Source organism: Bradyrhizobium sp. th-b2 (genome assembly GCF_000426785.1).
Lineage (GTDB): Bacteria > Pseudomonadota > Alphaproteobacteria > Rhizobiales > Xanthobacteraceae > Bradyrhizobium > Bradyrhizobium septentrionale.
In genome coordinates this window covers 1-5,093 of record NZ_AUGA01000172.1, presented here as the reverse complement: position 1 = coordinate 5,093, position 5,093 = coordinate 1, and the positions used below count along the sequence as shown (strand labels likewise).

Sequence of the window (5,093 nt, the reverse complement as noted above, 5' to 3'; positions counted from 1 at the left end):
CGCCTCGTCGACGTCCACGCCGGCACGCACGACGACCTCGCCAATGGCAATCTCAATCACTGTGCCTGCCACAGACGCCACCACGCCCTCGCAACTCGAGTGCCGCGAGCGATAATGCCGCTCGGCCCGAGCATCACGGCGCCAAGCGAACAGCTGCGACGGGTGAATGCCGATCCGGCGGGCGATCGCCGAGACGCTCGCGCCAGGCTCCAGCGCCTCTGTCACAATTTGCGCCTTGAACTCGTCCGACCAGCGTCGGCGAAGCTGCCGCGGCGCTCCCTCAAGACGGTCGGCGACCGCTTCGATCATATGGAAGGTTCTAGTTCCAGAACTAGGCGCAGACATAGAAGCTCACATCGGCTCACAAACTCAGCAGCCGATAGCCGATCGCTTACCACTCCGCCAGACGGGGTTTCTTTGCCGCTTACGCTCTTGGTCGTCAACGAGACGCTGCAACCGGGCATGTCAATCAGCTATGTTGCCCGTCGCCATGGGCTCTCCCCGAGCATGGTCTTCCGATGGAGACGGCTGATGAGCGAAGGGGGCAAGGAAGCGGTGCGCGCGGATGAGGATGTGGTCGCCGCGTCCGAGGTCCGGAGGCTGGAGGAACGGTTCGAGACCTCGAACGCATGCTCGGCCGCAAGACCCTGGAGGTCGAGATCCTCAAGGAGGCTCTTGACCTTGCACGGGTAAAAAACCGACCTTGCTGTCGCGATCGCAGGCGCCGGAGGATACCCCGTGAAGCTGATCGCAGAGACCCTCGGGGTGGCCCGTTCCAACCTGGTGGAGCGAGCGAACGGGAAGCGTCCAAAGCGAGGTCCCCAGATCCGCGCCGGGGATGCCGAGCTCACTCCCGATATCCGGCGCCTGGTGGATAGCCGGCCGAGCTATGGATATCGGCGGATCGCCGCGCTCCTCAAGCGCGAGCGGCGATCCGCCGGCCACGACCCGGTCAACGCAAGCGCGTCTACCGGCTAATGAAGAAGAGCGGCTTGTTGCTGGCCCGGTGGTGGAGGACACTCCGACTTCCGGGCCGGCAAGCGTGGGCAAGACAATCTGGCTCGCGCGCGCCATCGTCGAGCTTGGCACGTTGACAACCGAAAGCAGCCGCCGCCCGTGAGCTTTTGCGAACTGCAGCGAGGCGAGTGTATCGGCGGTTTCTCCGGATTGCGATACAAAGACCGCCAGATTGCCGGGATCGAACGGCACCTTGCGATAACGAAATTCGGAGGCGATATTGATTTCGACCAGGAGGCCTGCGTAACGTTCGAACCAATACCGGCAATGAGCCCGGCGTGAAAGGCGGTGCCACAGGCTGTGATGGACACCCTGTTGATGTCGCGGAAATTCAATTCCGCCAGAGCGGGCATTTTGATCATGCTGCTCGCGATATCAATGTACTGTGCGAGCGTCTGGCCAACCACCCTCGACTGTTCGTGAATCTCCTTGAGCATAAAGTGCCGATGCTCGCCTTTGCAGGCGGCGATGGTCGAGGCGGCGATCCTGGCTGGCGGACGTTGAAGGTATTCGCCTTTCATATTGAGAAAGTCGATTCCCTGCCGCGTGAACCACTGCGAGGTCGCCGTAACTGATCATGTCGGTCATCGGCGCAAGAGCAATCGCATCGGATCCGAGGTACATTTCGCCCCGTCCATACCCGACCGCAAGCGGAGATCCCTTGCGCGCCCCAAGGATCAGGTTTTCGTAGCCTTGAAACAGAAACGCCAGCGCAAACGCTCCCTCCAGTCACGGCAGCGCGGCGCGTACCGCCTCTACCGGCTTGCAACCCCTCTTCAGCTGCTGGTCTACAAGATGGGCGTCCACCTCGGAGTCTGTTTCGGTGACAAAGCGCGCCCCTGCCCGCTCAAGCTCGTCACGCAACTCGCGATGATTTTCGATGATGCCGTTATGAACGACCGCAACGCCATCAACCGCGTGCGGATGCGCGTTCTCCTCATTTGGACGGCCATGGGTTGCCCAGCGGGTGTGGCCGATGCCTATGCGGCCGGCAAGCGGCTAACTCAGCCTTTTCTCGAGGTTCTTGAGCTTTCCGACTGCGCGCCGCCGCGTCAGGATACCGCGCTCTATCGTGGCGATACCCGCTGAATCGTATCCTCGATATTCAAGTCGTTTCAATGCATCCAGAATCGCGGCGGCGGCCGGTCCTCGCCCCACGAAACCGACGATTCCACACATCTTCCTACTCCGATGTATCTACAATTCGCCGCGAGGCATAAGGATACTTTGCGCTGGAACGCGACAATCGGGCGCCTGTTACCACAAGAGAACTGAGACCGTGATCTTCAGCATCGAAGGCACGGATGCGCTTTCTTCCACGCAACTCGCGGAACCGCTCTCCTGGCCGTCCCTCCTCTCGAATACTGCTGACAGCAACGACGCGAGGGGGGATCTCCTCCTCAGCGCCTCAAGGTCGATAACTCGAAGCACATGGCGGCTATGTCTTTCGATCAAGCCGCTATCGCATAATCTCATCATCGTCCTGCTCAACGTGTCGCAGTTGATGACGAGATAGTTGGCAATGTCAGTGCGCGACATGGGGAGATCGACGGACACTTGGCGCATCCCCTTGCGGAGATTCCGCAGCGCTAAACTCAGAATGAATGAGGCGACGCGCTGCTCGGTCTCGAGACGACCAATCAACAACTGATGAATGCTCGCGCGAGCCAGCTGATTCAAGGATCGGGCGACCAGAAATGCCCAATAATCTTGAGCTGGAATCGACCGGTCGACTGCAGGAGGATCCAGAGAGACCAACGACGCCCGGGTGATTGCTCGCAACGAATATCCGGGCGCGGGAAGGACGCTCGATGCCGATACAACGTCTCCCGCAACCAGGAAATCCAGTACCTGGAGCTTTCCCTTTGCGGGCATCGCATCGATTGCGAGCATGCCTTCCCGCAGGATGAGCACTCTTCCGGCCGGAGGAAGCGGAACGCGTTGTTGCGACCGGAGGTGCAAGCAGTCACCTTTTGCACCGATCACTTTGACAAAACGGGAAACCTCCGTTTCATCCAGCATTGGACTCATCGTTGATTGAAGCGTTGGCGTTGACCAGGAGCCCTCGACAATCGTCATTTGACGGAAAGTCATTTGGAAGACCTCTTGGAAAGTCCCGCGTCGAAGTAAAATATCGAGCGTTCGGAAATAGACAGATCAAATATTGGAGGGCAGCCTTAGCAGCAACGTCCCGGTTATCTACTCGTTAAGAAGGAGTAAGCCGAAAGGGCCCCGGCGAAAGTTAGCAAGCCGCACGATGGGACGATCATCACTGGCAAGGTCAATGAAATGTGGGGAACGGACATGACGCAGACGATCACCATCTCACGGCCAATGTCTTCGTTGCCGTGGAACACTCCAATTCGGAAGTCGTCGGCATTCATGCATCGCGGTCGGCCAATCGCTTCGAGGCCCCGGAGCCGGTGCGTCAGGGGGTGCATCGGGGCTTCGGAGCCATGGCGCCCGGGGGGGCGCGCGGATTGAAGCTGCGTCATGATCATGGCTCCAACTACATATCCGACGATTTCCATGACGAAATCGAATGCCTGGGGATCGAAGCTTCGCCCTCCTTCGTGCGAGAGCCAGAGGCAACGGCGTCGCAGAGCGCTTCATCCGAACCTCACATGGGGAGGTTCAAGTCAAGGGGGGCGTATTAGGGTGACATCCGCAGATCTCCAGTATCTGTTCGGTATCCGAGGCTGAGCCCGATTGCCTGGACGCGGCTCGGTTCCGAGCACGATCAACCTCACATTCGGTCGCCGCGCGAAACGGCTGCACCAATATCCCGCTTGCGGCGGTCGGGGCTCAGGAAGACGAGACCATTCTTGAAGACGGGCTTTTTAGGCCATGTTCGGGTGCGGTTCGTCCACCTGGATCCGCCAGGACTGATCAAGTCCTGGAAGATTTAAGGATTCGGTCAGCGTTTATCGCCAGGTACGTTTCATCACGGCTCCGTCGATGACAACGCTTGCGGTCACATATTTCCAGAGCGCTACCAGCAACTTGCGCGCCAGCGCCACGATTGTCGTCTTCTTAAGACGGCCGCCATTGCGCCTGCCCCGATCTTCAAACCACAGGGCCAGCGCCGAGTGCGGCTGATGGCGCAGCCATAGCCACGCGAGTTGGACGAGCGTTGTTCGCAATCGCGGATTGCCTGCTTTAGACACGCCCTGTTCGCGATCAACCGAACCGCTTTGCCAGGGTGTTGGCGTTAGGCCCGCATAAGAAGCGACTTGGCGTCGATTGCCGAAGTGTCGGAAGAGCCCTTCCGACCAGAGGATGGCGGCGAACTCTGGCCCGATGCCCTTGATATCGAGCAACATCGCCGCCGGCGCCGGCGCTGCGACTTGTTGCGCGGCAAGCAGCACATCCCGCTCAGCTTCCACCGCCTTGATCTGCTCGAGCAACAGTTCCAACGTATCCGTCCGGTGAAGGCCGCCTTGCCGAATGAGGCGAGTTGTTGAGTACTGTCCTTATGGACAGTGATAGGCGCAGTGCCCAAGTCGAACGGCTTGAAGTGGTGGACACGGGCCGGCGACGGCGCTGGTCCGAGGATGAGAAGCTCAAGATCGTCCTGGAGAGCTTACAGGCGCCGCGCCAAGTCGCGGCAACAGCGCGGCGGTATGGCGTTTCGCGCTCATTGCTGCTGCGATGGCGACGCTCGTTTCGGCCTGAGCCGAAGGATACCGCCCGTCAACCTGGCTTCGTACCGGCGATGGTGGTCGCGGAATCTGGGCCGCCGCCTTGTCCAGTCGCGCCGGCCAACAGCGGCGGGTCGATCGAGATCGAGTTTGCTGCCGGGGCTCGGATGCGGATCACGGGTCCGGTCGACGCGGCGACGCTGAAGGCCGCCGTGGCGGTGCTGGCAGATGGACGCTTACGGTGATCCCCATTGCGTCGGGCGTGCGGGTGTGGATTGCGACCGGCCACACCGATATGCGTCGCGGCATGAACTCGCTGGCCTTGCTGGTGCAGGAAGCGTTCACGCGAGACCCGCACGGCGGCGACCTCTATGTGTTCCGTGGCAAAAGCGGCAAGCTGATTAAGATCCTTTGGCACGATGGACTGGGCATGTC

4 protein-coding genes and 3 pseudogenes are annotated in these 5,093 nt (G+C 60.3%); 3 read left to right on the top strand and 4 right to left on the bottom strand.

All coding sequences use genetic code 11. The features are described 5' to 3' along the window. Window positions 1-309 (bottom strand): transposase (locus K359_RS0146940; protein WP_029084284.1); only part of this gene is annotated, 309 nt, incomplete at its 3' end. 126 nt (window positions 310-435) lie between these two features. Here K359_RS0146940 and K359_RS65560 point away from each other — a divergent pair. Continuing rightward, window positions 436-1,037, top strand: a pseudogene (locus tag K359_RS65560) (transposase); the annotation flags it as partial. Here K359_RS65560 and glmS read toward each other — a convergent pair. From glmS to K359_RS56340, 3 genes and pseudogenes are all read right to left on the bottom strand, one after another. Further along, a pseudogene (gene glmS / locus K359_RS60625) lies at window positions 1,009-2,196 on the bottom strand (glutamine--fructose-6-phosphate transaminase (isomerizing)); the annotation flags it as partial. The pseudogenes K359_RS65560 and glmS sit on opposite strands and share 29 nt — an antisense overlap. Before the next feature lie 78 nt (window positions 2,197-2,274). Further along, on the bottom strand, window positions 2,275-3,039 hold the full coding sequence (locus tag K359_RS58125; RefSeq protein ID WP_051346837.1) for a Crp/Fnr family transcriptional regulator: 765 nt from the start codon (window positions 3,037-3,039) through the stop codon (window positions 2,275-2,277). Between the two features lie 902 nt (window positions 3,040-3,941). Then, a pseudogene (locus K359_RS56340) lies at window positions 3,942-4,439 on the bottom strand (transposase); the annotation flags it as partial. 38 nt (window positions 4,440-4,477) lie between these two features. On the opposite strand from K359_RS56340, the gene K359_RS0146905 reads away from it, so the two are divergent. Both K359_RS0146905 and tnpB read left to right on the top strand, forming a co-directional pair. Then, complete coding sequence (locus K359_RS0146905; protein ID WP_245284953.1) at window positions 4,478-4,903, top strand: transposase; 426 nt, start codon at window positions 4,478-4,480, stop codon at window positions 4,901-4,903. Next, the coding region (tnpB, locus tag K359_RS56335; RefSeq protein WP_035978466.1) for an IS66 family insertion sequence element accessory protein TnpB at window positions 4,900-5,093 on the top strand (194 nt) is incomplete at its 3' end. The genes K359_RS0146905 and tnpB, both read left to right, overlap by 4 nt.

What these genes read in the sequence shown, in the direction of transcription:
- K359_RS58125 (WP_051346837.1), bottom strand. Translation starts at nt 3,039, where the DNA reads ATGCTGGATGAAACGGAGGTTTCCCGTTTTGTCAAAGTGATCGGTGCA.